Here is a 16439-nt window from a genome sequence, read left to right as displayed (position 1 = left end):
GCCCTGGTTCCCTGCGCATGGCCCGCGAGCGCCGCCTCCACCCCCGACGCCTTGCGCCGCCCCCTCGCCCTGTTCCTCGCCGGCCTGCACAACGCACCGACACCGACACCGAAGCCGCTGCCCGGCCCTGCACTCACCGCCGCCGAACTGGGCGACGTACTACAGGACTTGGGCCCGCACCGCACACCGTGAGGGCGGGGCAGGGGAGGAATCCCGCGTCGCAGTGCACCGCGACCGTCGCCCGGACGTGCCGTCCGCCGGGACCGGTCCGGGTGATGGATCACTCACACCGTCCGGGCGAAAGGGCTGGACCCGTCCCCACGCCGGGGGCGATCGTGGAAGACGTGAACGATCACCCCCTGGCGCCTGACAGCCACGCACACCCGCCGGGCGCGACGAGTGACACCGACGACGTCTCCGCCCTGGAGGCGGAAGCCGGTGAGGTCCGCCGCTTCTGGGAGGAACTCGGGCTCCCCGGACTCGTCGACGTCCACACCCACTTCATGCCCGAACGTGTCCTGCGCAAGGTGTGGGCCTACTTCGACGCGCTGGGGCCACTCACCGGCGGCTTGGAGTGGCCGATCACCTACCGGCAGCAGGAGGCCGAACGGGCGGCCGTGCTGCGCGCGTTCGGCGTGCGGGCGTTCACCTCGATGCTCTACCCGCACAAACCCGGCATGGCCCGCTGGCTGAACGACTGGGCGGCCGAGTTCGCCCGCCGCACCCCGGACTGTCTGCACACCGCCACCCTCTACCCCGAGCCGGGTGTGGAGACATATGTGCGCGAGGCCGTCGAGGCGGGCGCGCGTGTGTTCAAGGCGCATGTGCAAGTGGGGGCCTACGACCCGGCCGACGAACTCCTCCAGCCGGCCTGGGGAGTGCTGGCAGAGGCCCGGGTCCCCGTGGTGATCCACTGCGGCTCGGGCCCCGCGCCCGGCAAGCACACCGGCCCCAAGCCGATCGCGCGGGTGCTGACCCGGCACCCGGAGCTGCGGCTGATCATCGCCCATATGGGAATGCCCGAGTACGAGGACTTCCTCGGCCTCGCCGAGCGGTACACCGAGGTGCGCCTGGACACCACGATGGCGTTCACCGACTTCTCCGAGAGTTTCATGCCCTTCCCGAGCCAGGCCCTGCCCCGGCTCGCCGAGCTCGGCGACCGCATCCTGTTCGGCTCCGACTTCCCCAACATCCCCTACCCGTACCTGCATCAGCTCCATGCTCTGGAGCGGCTGGGCCTGGGGGAGGAGTGGCTGCGGGGCGTGTGCCACGACAACGCCGTGACGCTCTTCGGATGCTGAAGATTCGCCTTGGGACCGTCCGGTCATCCGGGCGGGTGTGAGGTGTGGGCGCGGAACCGCTCCGGGCGGAAGTCCGCGAGCATCGCGTCTCGCTTCCCGCTGAGGATCTCCGCGGCCAGTAGCCGGCCGATGACCGGCCCGAGCGTGATCCCGCTGTGGGAAACGGCCTCGTAGTACCCCGGGACGGACGGCACAGCTCCCACCGAGGGGAATCCGTCGGCCGGGATGGGCCGGTTGGCCACCCGCGCCGCGGTGACGCGGGAGTCGCCGAGTCCGGGAACGACCTGCTGCCCCATGTCGTGGAGCAATCGGGCGAGTTCGGCCGGCTCCTCGCCTGTGTCGATGAGCGCGTCGACCTCACGGCTGTGGAGGACCACCGAACCGTCCCCGTCAGGACGGATCTCGATCCGAGGCGCATGCAGGGGCCGGCGGACCGGGACCTGAGCACAGCCGACGCGGGCGACGACGCCGGGTTCCCGGCGCATCGGCAGACGGCGGTCGACGAGCCCGGCGACACGGGCGGCGCCGGGACCCGCCGCGTTCACGACGATGTCCACGTCGAGGCGGCTCCCATCGGACAGGCCAACCGTCCGCACACCCCCGTCGGCACCGGTGCCGATGTCACGGACGGCGGTGTCGGACCGGAGCTCCGCGCCGGCCGCGACGGCCAGGCCGACGAGACGGCCGACGAGTCGGCGTCCGTGCACCCAGGCCTCGTCGGGGTAGAACACGACGGAAACCTCGCCGGGGATCGCGACAGCGGGGTCGAGGCGGCGGCGCGCCTCGGCGCCGGGACACACCTCGACCCCGTAGCCCCAGCCGGCCAGCAGTTCGGCTGTCTCCAGGAGCTTCGTCTCCGCCGCGGCATCGCCCGCCCAGCGCAGATGACCGCTGGGATACCACCAGGAGTCCGGCCCGATGGCGTCGGCAAGGTCACGGTGGGCCGCCATGCCGGCGACGTTCAGATCGAAGTAGGACCTGCGGACGGTCTTGTTGCTGGCGTTGACCCACGAGAAGGACCAGTTGGTGACGCCTTCGCCCGGCCGATCCGCGTCGAGGAAGATCACCTGGGCGCCCTGCCGGGACAGGTTCCAGCCGACGCAGGCCCCGAGGACGCCCACTCCGATGACCGCGACACGTCTGGGCAGCTCCACGGACGTCCTCATGGTCCCTCCGCTGATCGGTGGCCGAACCATCAGACATCCGATGCGGGTCGGCGGCAATGGCTTTTCCGCGGACTGTGAGCTGACCACCGACGCAGGCTGTCAACTTCTGGTCACCCAGCCCGGCACCCAGGTCCCGGCGGCGCTGTGGCCGGTCGTCGCGGTGGCGAGGTGGGCTCGGAGGGTGGCCAGCGCTGGGTGCGGGTTGTCACGGTGCCAGAGCAGCGAGTGCGGGTAGACGGGGGTCGGGTCGGTCACCGGGATGCGCCGCAGTCCGTGCTCGGCGGGCCAGATGAGGCGTGTGTGCTCACCCATGAAGGTCGCCAGGGCCGGGGTGTCGGCGATGGTGTCGAGGAGCGCGTCCGAGCCGAAGTTGGGGCCCGTCACCTCGATGGTGAGGCCGAACTCGGCGACGAGGTCGTCGTAGTAGGCACCCCACTCCGTTCCGGGGGCGATGCCCGGCATCCAGATGCGGTGCCCGGTGAGCTGGGCGAGGGTGACCGACCGGGCGCCCGCCAGCGCGTGGTCGGGGCCGGTGAGGAGTTGGAGCGGTTCGTCGAGCACGCGGACGGACTCGATGTCCTCGGGGAGAGGCCGGCCGGGCGCGGCGACGGCGCGGAAGGACGCGTCGATCGTGCCGGAGCGGATGGCGGCGACAGCGGTCTCGATGTCGAACAGCATCACCACGTCGAGGTCGACGTCGGGGTGTGCGCGGTGGAAGCCGCGCATCAGGTGGGACTGCGCGCTGCGCGAGGCGATCACGTCGACGCGCAGCGGACGGTGGCCGGGGCGCACGGAAGCGCTCGCCCGCTCGGCGACGCGCAGCAGCTCGCGTGCGTGGGGCAGGAACGCCTGGCCGTCGATGGTGAGCTCGGCACCGCGCGGGGCCCGGGTGAACAACCGCACGCCGAGGGTGCGTTCCAGCGTGGCGACGCGTTTGGAGACGGCCTGCTGGGTGATCGCCAGGTCGTCGGCGGCCTTCTGGAACTGGCCGGCTTCCGCGACGGCGACGAAGGTGCGTACTGCTTCGAGATCCACGCCGACCCACCCTAGTGAACAACCGATGGTTGTGGATCGCCGCCAGGTCGGTTGTTTGACCTGCCGCTGTCCCGCCCGCTTGTCTCTCATCGGTCAACGTGGGTTTGTTCGGATGGGGCCAGAGGGGAGTGCGCCGAGCATGATGGGCAGGAGACGGTTGGGCCGGCCGTTCGGCTGGCTGTGGGCGTCGTACGCGGTGAGCGCGTACGGGTCCGGGCTGGGGTTCGGGGCGTTGCCGCTGATCGCCGTGCTGGTGCTGCATGCCGGACCCGCCGAGGTGTCCGCGCTGTCGGCGGTGGGTCCTGCGGTGGGCGCGCTGATCGCGGTGCCGCTCGCGCCGTGGGTGGAGTTCCGGCGCAAGCGCCCAGTCATGATCATGATGGATCTGGTCCGGTGTGCGGCCATGGCGACGATCCCGCTCGGCTACGCCTTCGGGTGGCTGAGCTTCGTCCACCTGCTCGTGGTCTCGGCCGTGGTCGCCGCGGCCAGGATCGCGTTCAACGCCGCCAGCGGTGCCTACCTCAAGGCGCTCGTACGGCCGGACGACCTTCTCGTCGCCAACGCGCGGTTCGAATCCACGAACTGGAGCTCCATCGCGGTCGGTCCACCACTGGGCGGAGCGGCGATCGGCGTGTTCGGGCCGGTCACCACCGTGGTGGCCGACGCGATCAGCTACCTGCTCTCCGCTCTCGGCATCACCGCGATCGGCGGCCAGGAGGAAGCACCACGAACGACCGACAAGAACCCGACCCGAGCGGGCGGACTGCTCGACGGCTGGCGCCACATCATGGCCCACCCCGGCCTGCGGCCGCTCTACCTCAACCAAATGCTCGTCGCCGGTCTGATCATGGCGACCGAGCCGCTGCTGGCCGTGCTCCTGCTTCGCCAACTCGGGTTCCCGCCCTGGCAGTACGCCCTCGCCTTCGCCGCCCCCTGCCTCGGCGGCCTGATCGGCTCCCGGCTGGCCCGCCGTGTCGTGGCCCGCTTCGGCCGCCACCGCGTCTTTTGCACCGTGGGCACCCTGCGCGCGATCTGGCTCATCGGCCTGGCCCTGGTCCGTCCCGGCATCGTCGGCCTCATCACCGTGATGGCCGTCGAGCTGGCGATCATCGTCAACATGAGCCTCTACGGCCCGGTGCTCGCCACCTACCGGCTGGAGCACACCCCCAAGCATCTCGTCGCCCGCACCCTGTCGGCCTGGTCGATCGGGCAGCAGGCATCCATCGCCGTCCTCACCGCACTCACCGGACTGCTCGCCGACGCCACGAGCCCGCGCACCGCTCTCACGGCCGCGGGACTGCTCATCCTGACCACACCGCTGCTGCTGCCCCGCCCGGACCCGACGCCGAGGCTGGAGCCGGAACTGTCCAGCAGCCGGTGAAACCGGCGAAGGCCGCTGAAGCCGCACCGCCTCCAGCGAACCGCACACCCCACCCAGGACTGACTGACGCCAACCAAGACCCCGGTCGCCCGGCCCTTCCGGTATGAATCTGTGGGGGAACAGTCAGCGGCGGCGAGCGTGGCCGCGCGAGTGGGGGAGCACATGACCGATCAGCCGGTGTTCGTACTGGGCGAGGAACTTCAGGCCCTGGAGCCGGCCGGGTTCGAGACAGAGGCGGAGTTCCAGGAACTGCTCGCCCGCCACCCGCGTGTGCTGGACTTCGGCTCGCTGGCCGACGGCCGGCCCTTGAGACTGACGCTGGTGGCTCGGGAAATGGGGGTTCCGACGGACGCGGCGAGTGCCCCGGCGTACTGGCTGGACCATCTCTTCGTCGACGCCGACGGTGTGCCGACCCTGGTGGAGGTCAAGCGGGCCACCGACACCCGGATCCGGCGTGAGGTCGTGGGCCAGATGCTGGACTACGCGGCCAACGCCGCCCGGTACTGGCCGGCCGCTCTGTTGCAGCGTTCCTTCGAGGACACCTGCGCCCTGGACGGCCGGTCGCCGGAGGAGATGTACGGGGAGCTTCTCGGTGACCGTTCCGCGGAGGACTTCTGGGTGACGGTGGAGGAGCGGTTGGCCGCGGGGCAGATGCGTCTGCTGTTCGTCGCCGATCGCATTCCGCTGGAGCTGCGGGCGATCGTCGAGTTCCTGAACCGGCAGCTGCGGCAGACCGATGTGTACGCCGTCGAGCTGACCCAGTACCGCGGCGGTGGAGATCTTCGTGTCCTCGTACCGCGCATCCACGGCGAGGTCGCCACGGCGGCGAAGTCCCCTTCCGGGCGCCGTACCACGCAAAGGACCACGCGGGCCGAGATGGACGCGGCGATCCGGACGCGCCCCGACGCGGAGGCGCGCCGGATCGCCACCGCTCTGCTGCATCATGCTTCGGTCAACGGGCGACTGGAGGGCGGCACGGCCAAGTACCGGAGCATGTCCGTCTATTACCCGGTCGCCGGACGGCAGGTGCCCGTCTGGACCCTGTCCCTTCAGGAGGGCCCGGTGAAGGATGAGCTCTCCTTCGCCTTCGGCTCCATCACCCACCACCTCGGCCGCGAGAGAGCGGCGGCATTCGCCTCCGCCCTACCAGCCGTCCCTGACCTGCAGAAGAAGCTGGAGGTTCTGCCGGCGAAGGGTTACAACGCCTGGCCGTCGGTCACGCTGCCCTCTCTCGCTTCCGAATCAGGCGCGTTGGAGGGGATCTTCTCCGCGATCCAGGGGCTCATCGACGGTCACGAGGCGTCCTGCTGATCACGTTCTACAACGCGGCCGCGAACACGCCACGGTGGTCCCTCAGCCACTCCTGGATGCGGTCCCAACGCTGCCAACCACCGCGCTCGGACAACGCCTGGACGTAGACGGGGTCGCCGGCGGCCACCCGGTCGGCGACGAAGGCCCGGCAGGACGCGGTGGCCTGCTCGATGACGCCGGGCAGTTCGGCGCGGTCCTGTGGGGCGAGGCCGTATCCGTCGGCGAGGATGCGCAGGCGGGTCGGGGCGTCCAAACCCGCGGGATGCAGATCTGCCGCGGACGTGGGATCGAGCATCGGGACCCAGTAGCGCGCGGTCATGGCGACGTCCCACACCGGTCGGCCAGGGGCCGCCAGGTCGAAATCGATCAGGGCCGCGGCTCGCCCGTCGCGGAAGACGACGTTCTCCGGGCACACGTCGTTGTGGCACAGCATCGTTCCGCCCTCCGGGTCCGCCAGGGACCGGGGCCACTCGGCGCGTGCGTCGACCACGATGGCCGCACTCGCGTCGTGCAGGCGTCGCAGCAATCCGCCCACCGATCCCAACGCGGCCTCGGTCATCGCCCACCGCGGAAACGGCGGCAGAGCGACGTCGCCGGGGAGGAAGGTCAACCGCTCGCGACCGTCCGCGGTCAGCCGGATCGGCCTCGGCGCCGCGTCGAACCCCTGCTCCGCGAGGGCGCGGAGATGGGCGTGGAGGGCGCGTGCGGTGCGCGGCGCAGGGCGCTCCACCGCACCACCGTGGCGGAAGACCGCGCCCACGTTCGCCATGCCGCCGACCAGGGCTTCACCCTCCACCGTCCCGCCCTCAGCCGTCATGCCGATCACGCTACCGCCAGGTCGGCCGGGTGGCGGACGGTTCCGAGGTGCGCCCGCCGCAGGACGCCGGGGCGGGGTGCTGTCAGTGGTGTCTGGGACCGTACGTGGCGTGGATGAACTCGTGGAACGCGTCGATGCCCAGGACCAGGCGCTGGGAGTGGTGAGCCGGAGGGAGGCCGTACGGGAGGGGTGGCTGCACCGGGTCGGCGTGGTGGTCTGCCGTGATGGACAGGGTCGCTTTCTCGTCCACCGACGGGCCGAACAGTTGTCCCGTTATCCCGGACATTACGAACTCGGTGTCGGGGGCGCCGCGGCAGTCGGCGAGTCCTATGAGCAGGCGGCTGCGCGTGAGCTCGGTGAGGAGATGGGGGTGCGCGCGAGCGTGAGCTTTCGGTTCAGGTTCCTCAACCGGGCGGGGCTCAGCCCGCATTGGCTCGGTGTGTGCGATGCCGTGCTTGAGGAGGTCGCCGCCCGCGACCCGGGCGAGGTGGCCTGGTACGGGTGGCTGACCGAGGCCGAGTTGCTGCGGGCGCTGCGGGGCTGGACCTTCACTCCTGACAGTCAGGAGATTTTCGATCGGTATCTCATATGTTGCGCTGCCCCTGACGCAGGTTCCTCGGAGCGCGGCCTCCGTTGAGGGTCTGGGCGGGATTGACGCCGTAGGCGGCCCGGTAGAGCGCGGCGAACCTGCCCGGGTGCAGGAAGCCCCAGCGGGCCGCGACACCCGCCACGGAGACGTCGCTGTCCGGGCCGGCCGACAGCAGGTCCCGGTGGGCGTGGGCGAGCCGGGCCTGGCGCAGATAGGCCAGCGGTGTGGTGTCGAGATGGCGGCGGAAGGCGTACTGCAGGGTGCGGACGGTGACGTGCACGGCATCGGCGATGTCGGCCACCGTCAGCGGCTGGTCGGCGTGGTCGTCGATATAGGCGATGGCGCGCCTGAGGGTGGCGGGGTGCGCGTCGACGCGGTCCTGGGCGGTGGCGTCGGTGCGCGCGGTGTTCGGAAAGGCGGCCAGGATGCTCGCTGCCAGCAGCTGACTGCCGGTCGAAAGGATCAGGGGATGGGACTCGATCCCGGGGTCGGACAGGACGTGGTCCCGCAGGTAGAAGATCGTGCTCTTGAGCCGGTCGGCGTCGGCCTGGGTACGGGGCCGGTGCCCCGTCAGCCGTACGGGCGCGTGCGGCGGACCGGCCTCGGTGGCGGCGACCAGGTTCAGGAGCGCGGGGTCGACCATCGTGATGTTGTAGCGGGCACCGCAGATCCGGCCTTCGTACGGCTCGTCGGGCGGGGCGAACAGCACGGCGTCTCCGGGGCCGAAGTTGTCGTCCACACCGCGCAGGACGTGGTCCTGGACGGTTCCCTCATGGACGACGCACAGGCAGATCTTGCCCAGCGGGCTGACGGAGTACGACATCTCGAAGTCGAGGTCGAGTTCGTCGATGCTGATGGACGGGGTGGCGTCGCGTCGTACCCGGGCCCGGCTGGACTGGGGCGTGGCGCTGCCGATGCGCATGTCGGCGTAGGCGCGGCAGAGGAAGTCCTCTGTCACTTCGAGGTCGTCGCTTTCGAACAAGAGCGAGTCCATCGCCCCATCTTGGCATCACCTCCCGGCGACGTGAGACGCGGCGGACGGTCTGACGTGGCCGTATACCCAGCCGGAATTCGTTTTGTGGACAACCGTGGCACGACGGTTCGTTTGCCGGACTTTCGCCGACTTCGGGAGCGGGCAGCAGTGACCTAGACCGAAAAGACCAGCTAGACCAGAGGGTCCACGTGACGATTCCAGAATCCCCCGAAAGCGCTGTCCGGATCGCGGCCCTCGAAGAGGAGATTGCCCAGCTCCGCCAGGCGGTCACCGCGCACGCCGTCATCGACCAGGCCCTCGGCGTGGTCGTCGCGCGCACCGGCGTACGTCCCGCCATTGCCTGGGAGATCCTGCGGGAGGTCTCCCAGCGCACCAACATCAAGATGCGTGAGATCGCGCAGCTCGTCGTCGACTGGCCGCATCGCCGATCGCTGCCGGGCGAGGTCCGCGACGCGCTGAACGCGGCGGCACGGCACAGAGCCGGGCGGAAGGCCCCGGGCGGGGCGAGACGCTGACGGTGGCCCCGCTCGCCGGGCCACTTCCGCACCCGCCCGTGGGTACCGGCCTGGGCTACCGGGTGCGGGGGTTTCACAGGCGCCCGCTAGGCTCCCTGCGAACTACAGCCAGGGCATATGCCAAGGCTTTTTGTGCGGGTGAGCCCGGGAGGGCACCCGGGGGCGGGGTGGATGATGCGTGGTTCTGCGGCCGGAAGACGGGTCGTCGCGGCGGTGGGTGCGGCGGTGGTGCTGGCGCTGGTGGGCGCGTGCGGGACGGCCGGTGGGGGTGGCGCCGGGGGAGGTGCGCAGCCCGGGTCCGGCGGGTCCGGCGGGTCCTCGGGGACGGCATCGCAGCAGGCTTCCGGTGCGCCGGCTGCTGCGGGCGGGAAGGGGCTCGATCAGAAGGCCCTTGACCGTCTGGCGCTGAGTGCGCAGGACGTGCCGGGCTACGGCGTCACCACGGTCTCGGGGAAGGGCAGCCCGGTGGACCGCGACAGTGTGGCGACCTACCGTGCCGTCACGCCCGCGCCGTGCGGACCCGTCTTCGCGGCCGCACAACTGGGCAGCCTGCACGACTTCACGGCGGAGGTCACCCAGGACGTGGTGTCCGACTCCGACAGCATGGGGCAGCACGCGAGTGTGGGCCTGGCCTCCTACACGCGTGCCGACGCGGGAACGGTGATGACCGAACTGCGGGCAGCGCTGGGGAAGTGCACCACCGCCGACATGCGGCCGTCGGCTGCGCTTCCCGGTGCCGGGCTGGGGTATTCCGGCGCGCGGCCCCGCCCCGTTTCCGGTTACGGGGACGAGGCCCTGGCTTTCGACGCCACCCAGGTCGTTGTTGACGGCGGCGCGGGGCCCGAGATCCCCGTCACCGTCCTGGTCGTGCGCCAGGACTCCACCATCGCCACCTTCCTGTCCCTCAACCCCATCCAGCCGCCGGAGATCCCCCAGGACGTCCTCGACGCACAGCTGGAGAAGCTGGCCTGATCCCGGCTGGGCGGGTGGGTCCCGGGGCCCGGGTTCGTTGCGCTGGTCCGTGGGTCGTGCTTGGCTCGCCCGATGAACTTTCTGCTGACGGCGAGTGGCCTGCGCAACGAGACCGAGCGGGACGCGCTGCGGGACATGGTGGGCAGGCCGTTCGGATCGGCGAACGTCGTGTACGTGCCGACGGCGTCGGTCGCCGAACCCGGAGACCACGGGTGGCTCCTCGCGGACATGAACCGGCTGCACGGCCTGGGCTGGCGGCAGTTCGACGTCCTGGAACTGAACGGCCTGCCCCGCCGGACGGTGCTCGACCGGCTGCTGAACGCCGACGTCATCTACGTCGGCGGCGGCAACCACTACCACCTCGCGCGCAGCATCACCGGCAACGGCCTTGCCGACGGGTTCCTGGAAGCGCTGGAGAGCCGGGTCTATGTGGGGTTCAGCGCCGGATCAATGATCTTCAGCCGTCATCTCACCGGACACTCCGCCGACGTGATCGGGGACACCGCGGACCTCCACGTGCTCGGTACGGCGACCGTGGAGCCGCCGTTCGGGCTCTTCGACTGGTATCTCAAGCCTCATCTGTACTCGCCGGACTTTCCCGAGCGGGACGACGCCTGGGCCGATCGCATCGTCGCGAAGGCGGACTTCCCGATCTACTTCCTCGACGACGAGACGGCCGTGCGGGTCAGGGACGGCGAGGTGGACGTCATTTCTGAAGGCCGGTGGAGGTTCCATTCCTGACCGGCGGGCCGGTGGGCAGGTCTGTCGCGTTCAGACGTGCTGCTCGGCGGGAAAGCCCGTCCAGCGCAGTTCGCTCGGCAGATGCCGCATGTCGTTGGAGACGAGGAGGGTGGCGGGGCGGCCGGGCGCGTAGCGGATGACGGTGAGGGCCGCGTTGGCGTGGTTGAGGCCGAGCCAGCGCCACTTCGGTGCGTGCAGGGCGTCCCGGACGAGCCAGGCGACCAGGAAGTTGTGGGTGACGACCAGGTCGTGCCGGTCCTCCTCGGCCGTCACCGCCCCGGTGAACAGAGCGAGCGCCTGGCGGGCCAGCGCGGGTCCGTGCGCTCGCTCCTCTGCGCCGGCTCCGGCGAGGAAGCGGAGATAGAAGTCCGCTGATTCCGGCGGTAGTTCGTCCTTCTCCGGTAGGTACGGGACGTAGTCGCCGGCGACCTGCGAGGCGTTCAGGGGGACGTCCTTCAGCTGGTCGGCGATGAGGCGCGCGGTCTGTTCGGCCCGCGGCAAGGGGCCGTGGTGGACGGCTGTGAAGGGGATGCCGCGGAGGCGTCGGCCGAGGAGTGTGGCTTGCCGTCGGCCGGCCTCCGTCAACCCGCTCTCGTCCGGCAGTGCCTCACCGTGCCGGACGAGATAGAGGTAACGGGTGGCTGTGCCGGTCATCGAGAGTTCCTCCGCGCCCATGGGTGATCTTTGCTTCCATGGACGCCGGCGCTTGGGTGCCGGTTCCTTCCGTCAGAGTGCCGCTCCCTTGAGCAACTCCTTGTCCGCACCGGCGCCTGTGCCCCACGGCCCCGAGGGTGAACAGCACGTGTCCGCGTGGAGGAAGCCGTACGACGCGCGGGCCCGTTGCCCCATGGCACACCTGCGGGCCGTGGTGGCCCCCGGGGCGATCAGGGTCCTCACCATGCATCACACCTCGATCGCCGCAGCGGCGTGGCCGTACGACCGCCGCGGGATCACAGGTCGTGGGCGACGGGGTGCAGCGGTTCGTACAGCGGAAGTTCGGCGCCGCTGGGGAGCCGGATCGCCGTCAGTCGGCCCCAGCGCTGTTCGCTGACCGGGCGGGTGACCTCGACGCCCTTGGCGCGGAACTCGCCGAGCTGGGAATCGAGGTCGTCGCACATCAGATAGAACTCGTGCTGGGGTGGGCCGTCGGCGGGGTGTACGGCGACTTCGGCCGGAGGCAGCTTGAAGATGAGCCACCCGCCGCCCGCGTCGACGCCGGGAAAGCCGAGGACGTCACGGATGAAGGCGCGGTCCTGCTCGGCGTCCTGGCTGTAGACGATGACATGCGCACCGTTGATCATGTCCTGCTCCTGTCCATGGACGTGCTGGGGTGGTGTCCCGGCATCGTGGCACGCAAGATCCACAAGCTCCTCGCTCACCCGCCGGGCTGGATCCGCGCAATCTGCCAGGCACCAACCTGCTGGCGGTCAGTCACGGCACTCGGTCACAGGTCCGGCAAGAGGAGCCAGACTTCGGAGAAGGCAAGGCCGTGCTGGTGGGTCACCGCCCCGCACGGGCAGCCCAGCGTGATCAGGCGCCAGTCGCACGTCACCGTCCACGGGCCGGCCTTACCCCCGCATGCCGGGCAGCCGATGGTCTCGGCTGCCCACACCCCGAAAGCGGGTCTGCCGTAGCGACGGAAGCGGCCCGCGTACTGGATGTGCCAGGGCTCGACCGGGGGAGTGAGCGGGACGATCCCAGGTGGGCTCGCCGAGGCCAGCACGGCGAACAGTGCGATCAGATCGGGAAGCAGGGCCTCGCCCGCCTCTGTCGGTGGCACGGCCGGGTCGTCCGCCGTGCCCACCGGGGTTCCGTATCTCGGGGCCGCCGCCGCGGGCGGTGGGTTCGGGGTGGTGTGCCAAGGCAGGAAGGCGCGGGCGACGGCGGCCAGGAGGGCGGCTGCGGGCGGGCTGACTGCGCCTGCGTCGAGGTGGTGGAGGGTGGTTCGCAGGATGCGTTGGAGGCGCCGGTCGCGGTCCGTGGCCAGCGTCCGTGTGGTCACGGACCGCCGGGTCGGGAGCGGGGCTGTGAGGCGGGCCAGGACGCGCGCTGCTGCTTCGGAGTCCGCCGCGGCAGGGCGCCACTCCCCGGCGGCCAGGAGCTGCCGCGCCCGCCCGGCCTCCCGGGTCAGGGCACGCGTCTGCAACGGCCGCGGGTCGGAGGCTGCCCCGTGAGCCTGGTGCCCGCTCGTCATGGCCCCTCGCCCCTTCCCTCGTTCGTTGCTCGCTGCGCCGTGTCCCCGCCCTCTGTCAGGGTTGTCGGGCATCCCATCTCACCGTGACGCCGAGGCAGAGCGGGCCCGCCCCGGTCGGCTACTCAGGCCGAGTTGAGTAGATGCGCCGATGTCCGGCGGTTCCTCTCCCGGCGAGTATCTGTGCTGCGGCGCAAGGCAGTTGCGCCGGTTGGTTCCAGTGCTGATGACTCTTATGGAGAATCCCATGTCCCGTCGTATCGCTCTGTCCGTGGCCGCAGGTGTTGTCGTCCTGGGTGGTGCGGGCGCCGGTGCGTTCGCTCTCGCCTACGCCGGGGAGCAGCCCCCGGCCCTGGCCGACAGTGCCGCCCGTTATACCGCTCCCGACGGCGGCCGGGACGGCTCGCTCACCTTCGCCACCGAGGTCACCGCGTCGTCCGGCACCAAGAGCGTGAAGGTGCTGGCCTGGCCGGAGAAGTCGTCCCTGGGCGAGAAGGGGCTGACCGAGAAGGACATGGCCGCCGCGGAGCCGGCCGTCTGCGCTCCTCTCGGGGGAGACACCGTGCGCTGCACCTACACCGTCAAGGTCACCGCCGCCGACGCCGCGTCGTCCCCACGCGGCGCCTGGCAGATCGCCGTCCTCGCCACGGCCAAGGACGGCACCACCACCTTGGACACCACCGCGGCCGACTTCACCGTGCGCTAGACGAACAACCGCACACACACCCAGTCCTCGGCCCCGAGGACGATGTCCCCACCCACACAAGGAACCAGCCATGTCCCCACTCGCCCCAGCGCCCGCCCAGGAGCAGCCGCCCACCGGCCGGCCCGGGCCCGGTACCGCTCCCGGCCGACGTCGGCTGCCGGCCGTGCTGGCCGTCTTCGTGACCGTCGCACTCGCGGTCTCGGCCTGGCATCCGAAGGACTTCACCACCTGGGTCCTGGAGACGGTGTGGGTGATCGTGGGCCTGCCGCTGCTGATCGTGCTGCGCAAGCGGTTCCCGCTCAGCAACCTGTTGTACTGCCTGCTCGCCGTGCATGCCCTTGTCCTGATGACGGGCGGTCACTACACCTACGCGGAGGTGCCCGCGGGGGAGTGGGTACGCGACTGGTTCGACCTGTCGCGCAACCCGTACGACCGCCTCGGCCACCTCGTCCAGGGCTTCGTCCCGGCGATCCTGGTCCGTGAACTGCTCGTCCGCACCTCACCCCTGCGCGGCAGCCGCTGGCTAGCCCCGCTCACCGTCTGCGCCTGCCTCGCCTTCAGCGCGGTCTTCGAGATGCTGGAATGGCTCTCCGCCGTCATCGGCAAGGACGCCGCGGACGCGTTCCTGGGCACCCAGGGCGACGTATGGGACACCCAGTGGGACATGTTCTGCTGCCTCATCGGCGCCACCGTCTCGCTGCTGCTCCTCTCCCGTCTCCACGACCGTTTCCTGGCTCGCCTCATTCCGGCTACGGCCGCAACCGCGTCCGGTCGGTGACCCGTGCGGAGAACGCCCCGACCGGGCAGCTCCGGGCGTGTGTTGGCTGTTGGCCCGGGGCGCGCGTTCTCACGACGACGGGGTGAAGAGGGACCGCAGGGTTCGGGTGGCTGTTTCGCGCAGCCAGGTGTGTGCGGGGTCGCTGTCGTATCGCTGGTGCCACAGCAGGCACAGGGGTACGTCGGGGAGGTCGAGCGGCAGAGCCAGGGTGGTCAGCCCGAGTTGGTCGCGGGTGGAGCGGGTGGCCGCGTCGGGGAGGGTGACCACCAGGTCGGTGTCGCGGGCGAGTTGCAGCGCGGTGCCTGTGGTGGGCGCGGAGGCGATGACGTGTCGCTGGTGGCCGAGCGCGGCCAGGGTGTCGTCGATCCGGTCGTGAAGGCTGCCGCGCCGGGAGACGGTGAGGTGAGCCGCTGCCGCGTACCGCGCGACGGTCAGGGGCTGTTCGGTGAGTGGGTGACCGGCGCGGACGGCGAGGACGAGCCGGTCGTGGCCGATGAGACGGTGGCGGATGTCGGGCTGGGACGGTGGGCCGGCGCTGGAGGCGAGGTCGACTTCGCCGCGGCGTAGTTCGGGGGTGTCGTTGCCGGGCTCGCCGGTCAGGCGCAGTTGCACTCCGGGGGCCTCGCGGTGCACGGCGGCGACCAGGGCGGTCCCGCAGGCGGTGGTGAGGGCGTCGTGCCAGCGGACGGTGAACACCCGCTCCAGTGCGGTCAGATCCAGGTCCGTCTGAGGGGACAGCAGCCGGTGGGCCTGTTGCACGAGGGCGTGGACCTCGGTGCGCATGGCCAGGGCGCGCGTGGTGGGTGTCATGTGTCGTCCGGTGCGGACCAGGATCTGGTCGCCGGTGGCCTTGCGGATGCGGCCCAGGGAGCGGCTCATGGCGGGTGCCGTGACATGGAGGCGGGCCGCGGCGCCGGCCACGCTGCCTTCCTCCAGCAGGGCGTCCAGGGCGGTGAGCAGATTCAGATCCAGTTGCATGGCGGTAACTGTACGAGTGACAACCATGCACTTGTTGGTAATCCGCGAGGGTTCTAGCGTGGGAGGTGCGGGGCAGGGCAAGCGCCCAAGTCGCCCCGCTCCCACTGCGATTCAAGGAGCCCGCCATGAGCACAGCCATGTCCTTCGACCTCGGCGCCACGCTGCTGTCCGAGGTGACCGGCGCCGTACAGGCCGCCGCGGCCACACTGCGAGAGCGCTACACCACCGAGGCCCGGGGCGTCAGTCTGAGCGAGATCGTCCAGGAGATCCACGCGAATGACGCCGCGGTCCTCGCCGTGCTGCGCGAGCCGCTGCTGCGGGCGAGGCAGGGGTCGCGGTGGGTGGAGGACGAGCTGGCCGGCGGGGCGCTCCCGCCCGGCGAGTGGTGGGTCGTCGACCCGGCCGAGGGCAACATCAATCATGTTCACGGCATGTCCGACTGGGCGGTCACCGCCACCCTGGTGCGCGACAACCAGCCGGTCCTGACGGTCGTTCACCTCCCGCTGACCGGTGACACCTACACCGCCACCGCCGGTGGCGGCGCCCACCTCAACGGCCGTCCTCTGACCGTGTCGGCCAAGGACGACCTGGGCGCCGCGCTGATCGGCACCGGCCAGGCCCGCCCGGGCGAGAGCACCGACACCTTCCGCCGGATCGGCGCCTCGGTCACCGCCATGCTCACCGCCGGTCTCGTCGTCCGCGTCTCCGTCCCGGCCACCCTGCAGCTCATCCACGTGGCCGCCGGACGCATGGACGCCTTCTGGCAGTTCTCCGACGTCCGCTCCGGCCTCGTCGCCGGAGCCCTGCTCGTCAGCGAGGCCGGGGGCACCGTCACCGACCTGGAGGGCAAGCCCTGGAACGCGGGAAGCCACGACTTCCTGGCAGCCGCCCCCGGCATCCACACCGCCGCCCTCGACGTCCTGACCGAGATCTGACCGGCCCGCACCCGCCCGAACTCCCCAGT

At 70.8% G+C, this 16439-nt stretch carries 19 protein-coding genes; 11 read left to right on the top strand and 8 right to left on the bottom strand.

Annotated features, from left to right (window positions below):
* The first annotated feature begins 51 nt into the window (after positions 1-51).
* Positions 52-192: a hypothetical protein gene (locus OG885_RS02850; protein WP_405725392.1), complete on the top strand. Its 141-nt coding sequence runs from the start codon at positions 52-54 to the stop codon at positions 190-192.
* A gap of 152 nt (positions 193-344) precedes the next feature.
* The gene (locus OG885_RS02845) at positions 345-1301 is read left to right on the top strand and encodes an amidohydrolase family protein (RefSeq protein ID WP_405725389.1); all 957 of its coding nucleotides are present in this window, start codon (positions 345-347) and stop codon (positions 1299-1301) included.
* A 23-nt stretch (positions 1302-1324) separates the two neighbouring features.
* On the opposite strand, the gene OG885_RS02840 is transcribed toward OG885_RS02845, so the two are convergent.
* Complete coding sequence (locus tag OG885_RS02840) at positions 1325-2467, bottom strand: NAD(P)/FAD-dependent oxidoreductase (RefSeq protein WP_405725386.1); 1143 nt, start codon at positions 2465-2467, stop codon at positions 1325-1327.
* A 99-nt stretch (positions 2468-2566) separates the two neighbouring features.
* Positions 2567-3502, bottom strand: coding sequence for a LysR family transcriptional regulator (locus tag OG885_RS02835; protein WP_405725383.1), 936 nt, complete (start codon positions 3500-3502; stop codon positions 2567-2569).
* Positions 3503-3641: 139 nt separating this feature from the next.
* Here OG885_RS02835 and OG885_RS02830 point away from each other — a divergent pair, with 139 nt between their 5' ends.
* Complete coding sequence (locus tag OG885_RS02830; RefSeq protein ID WP_405725380.1) at positions 3642-4883, top strand: MFS transporter; 1242 nt, start codon at positions 3642-3644, stop codon at positions 4881-4883.
* Between the two features lie 162 nt (positions 4884-5045).
* On the top strand, positions 5046-6194 hold the full coding sequence (locus OG885_RS02825; protein ID WP_405725377.1) for a hypothetical protein: 1149 nt from the start codon (positions 5046-5048) through the stop codon (positions 6192-6194).
* Positions 6195-6201: 7 nt separating this feature from the next.
* On the opposite strand, the gene OG885_RS02820 is transcribed toward OG885_RS02825, so the two are convergent.
* Positions 6202-7011: a phosphotransferase gene (locus OG885_RS02820; RefSeq protein WP_405725374.1), complete on the bottom strand. Its 810-nt coding sequence runs from the start codon at positions 7009-7011 to the stop codon at positions 6202-6204.
* A 109-nt stretch (positions 7012-7120) separates the two neighbouring features.
* Between OG885_RS02820 and OG885_RS02815 the strand changes: the two genes are divergently transcribed.
* Positions 7121-7648 (top strand): NUDIX hydrolase, encoded by a 528-nt coding sequence (locus OG885_RS02815; RefSeq protein WP_405725371.1) that lies wholly within the window; start codon positions 7121-7123, stop codon positions 7646-7648.
* Here the strand turns inward: OG885_RS02815 and OG885_RS02810 are convergent.
* On the bottom strand, positions 7596-8594 hold the full coding sequence (locus OG885_RS02810; RefSeq protein WP_405725368.1) for a helix-turn-helix transcriptional regulator: 999 nt from the start codon (positions 8592-8594) through the stop codon (positions 7596-7598). The two genes, OG885_RS02815 and OG885_RS02810, sit on opposite strands and share 53 nt — an antisense overlap.
* A 188-nt stretch (positions 8595-8782) precedes the next feature.
* On the opposite strand from OG885_RS02810, the gene OG885_RS02805 reads away from it, so the two are divergent.
* From OG885_RS02805 to OG885_RS02795, 3 genes are all read left to right on the top strand, one after another.
* On the top strand, positions 8783-9109 hold the full coding sequence (locus OG885_RS02805; RefSeq protein WP_405725365.1) for an ANTAR domain-containing protein: 327 nt from the start codon (positions 8783-8785) through the stop codon (positions 9107-9109).
* A gap of 171 nt (positions 9110-9280) precedes the next feature.
* The gene (locus tag OG885_RS02800) at positions 9281-10081 is read left to right on the top strand and encodes a hypothetical protein (RefSeq protein WP_405725362.1); all 801 of its coding nucleotides are present in this window, start codon (positions 9281-9283) and stop codon (positions 10079-10081) included.
* 72 nt (positions 10082-10153) lie between these two features.
* Positions 10154-10822, top strand: coding sequence for a Type 1 glutamine amidotransferase-like domain-containing protein (locus OG885_RS02795; protein ID WP_405725359.1), 669 nt, complete (start codon positions 10154-10156; stop codon positions 10820-10822).
* Positions 10823-10852: 30 nt separating this feature from the next.
* Here the strand turns inward: OG885_RS02795 and OG885_RS02790 are convergent, their stop codons facing one another.
* The 3 genes from OG885_RS02790 to OG885_RS02780 form a co-directional block, all read right to left on the bottom strand.
* On the bottom strand, positions 10853-11476 hold the full coding sequence (locus OG885_RS02790) for a histidine phosphatase family protein (protein ID WP_405725356.1): 624 nt from the start codon (positions 11474-11476) through the stop codon (positions 10853-10855).
* A gap of 296 nt (positions 11477-11772) precedes the next feature.
* Positions 11773-12123 (bottom strand): VOC family protein, encoded by a 351-nt coding sequence (locus OG885_RS02785; protein WP_405725353.1) that lies wholly within the window; start codon positions 12121-12123, stop codon positions 11773-11775.
* Positions 12124-12266: 143 nt separating this feature from the next.
* Positions 12267-13016 (bottom strand): hypothetical protein, encoded by a 750-nt coding sequence (locus OG885_RS02780; RefSeq protein WP_405725350.1) that lies wholly within the window; start codon positions 13014-13016, stop codon positions 12267-12269.
* A 244-nt stretch (positions 13017-13260) separates the two neighbouring features.
* Here OG885_RS02780 and OG885_RS02775 point away from each other — a divergent pair, with 244 nt between their 5' ends.
* Positions 13261-13719, top strand: a complete 459-nt coding sequence (locus OG885_RS02775; protein WP_405725347.1) for a DUF5707 domain-containing protein — start codon at positions 13261-13263, stop codon at positions 13717-13719.
* Positions 13720-13789: 70 nt separating this feature from the next.
* Positions 13790-14497: a DUF2238 domain-containing protein gene (locus OG885_RS02770; protein ID WP_405725344.1), complete on the top strand. Its 708-nt coding sequence runs from the start codon at positions 13790-13792 to the stop codon at positions 14495-14497.
* Between the two features lie 69 nt (positions 14498-14566).
* Here OG885_RS02770 and OG885_RS02765 read toward each other — a convergent pair whose 3' ends face one another.
* Positions 14567-15475, bottom strand: coding sequence for a LysR family transcriptional regulator (locus OG885_RS02765; RefSeq protein ID WP_405725341.1), 909 nt, complete (start codon positions 15473-15475; stop codon positions 14567-14569).
* Between the two features lie 125 nt (positions 15476-15600).
* On the opposite strand from OG885_RS02765, the gene OG885_RS02760 reads away from it, so the two are divergent.
* On the top strand, positions 15601-16410 hold the full coding sequence (locus OG885_RS02760) for an inositol monophosphatase family protein (protein ID WP_405725338.1): 810 nt from the start codon (positions 15601-15603) through the stop codon (positions 16408-16410).
* Positions 16411-16439 lie beyond the last annotated feature (29 nt).

This window comes from Streptomyces sp. NBC_00028 (assembly GCF_045041065.1).
Lineage (GTDB): Bacteria > Actinomycetota > Actinomycetes > Streptomycetales > Streptomycetaceae > Streptomyces.
Note: the sequence above shows the minus strand (reverse complement) of the source record. Positions and strands in the feature narration are given on the sequence as shown.